Raw genomic sequence first — 600 nt, 5'->3', positions numbered from 1 at the left:
GGTCCCGTAGTGTAGCGGTTATCACGTCGCCCTGTCACGGCGAAGATCGCGGGTTCGATTCCCGTCGGGACCGTTTAAGATAACGGAAGTTATTTTAGACTCGTTAGCTCAGTTGGTAGAGCAATTGACTTTTAATCAATGGGTCACTGGTTCGAGCCCAGTACGGGTCATATTTGCGGGTTTGGCGGAATTGGCAGACGCACCAGATTTAGGATCTGGCGCTTAACGGCGTGGGGGTTCAAGTCCCTTAACCCGCATAATAGAAAGTAGCCGGCTTAGCTCAGTTGGTAGAGCATCTGATTTGTAATCAGAGGGTCGCGTGTTCAAGTCATGTAGCCGGCATTTTTTTATATAGAATAAGAGGTCGATGCGAACGTAGTTCAGTGGTAGAACACCACCTTGCCAAGGTGGGGGTCGCGGGTTCGAATCCCGTCGTTCGCTTAGAGAGGCCGGGGTGGCGGAACTGGCAGACGCACAGGACTTAAAATCCTGCGATTGGTAACGATCGTACCGGTTCGATTCCGGTCCTCGGCATATAATGATGAGCACCCTTAGCTCAACTGGATAGAGTACCTGACTACGAATCAGGCGGTTAGAGGT

General features: G+C 51.3%; 6 tRNA genes. All 6 read left to right on the top strand.

Features of this window, described 5'->3' with window-relative positions:
* The 6 genes from O3655_RS09570 to O3655_RS09545 all read left to right on the top strand — a co-directional run bounded on the left by O3655_RS09570 (position 1) and on the right by O3655_RS09545 (position 534).
* Positions 1 to 73, top strand: a tRNA-Asp gene (locus O3655_RS09570).
* A 24-nt stretch (positions 74 to 97) separates the two neighbouring features.
* Positions 98 to 170 (top strand) — tRNA-Lys (locus tag O3655_RS09565).
* Positions 171 to 175: 5 nt separating this feature from the next.
* Positions 176 to 257 (top strand) — tRNA-Leu (locus O3655_RS09560).
* A 12-nt stretch (positions 258 to 269) separates the two neighbouring features.
* A tRNA-Thr gene (locus O3655_RS09555) sits at positions 270 to 342 on the top strand.
* A 27-nt stretch (positions 343 to 369) separates the two neighbouring features.
* A tRNA-Gly gene (locus O3655_RS09550) sits at positions 370 to 441 on the top strand.
* 7 nt (positions 442 to 448) lie between these two features.
* Positions 449 to 534 (top strand) — tRNA-Leu (locus tag O3655_RS09545).
* The last annotated feature ends 66 nt before the right edge of the window (positions 535 to 600 follow it).

Origin of the sequence: Streptococcus sp. 27098_8_70, from assembly GCF_041432215.1 — a bacterium.
In the GTDB taxonomy this organism is placed as follows: domain Bacteria; phylum Bacillota; class Bacilli; order Lactobacillales; family Streptococcaceae; genus Streptococcus; species Streptococcus oralis_CP.
This window is presented reverse-complemented; position numbering and strand designations above follow the sequence as displayed.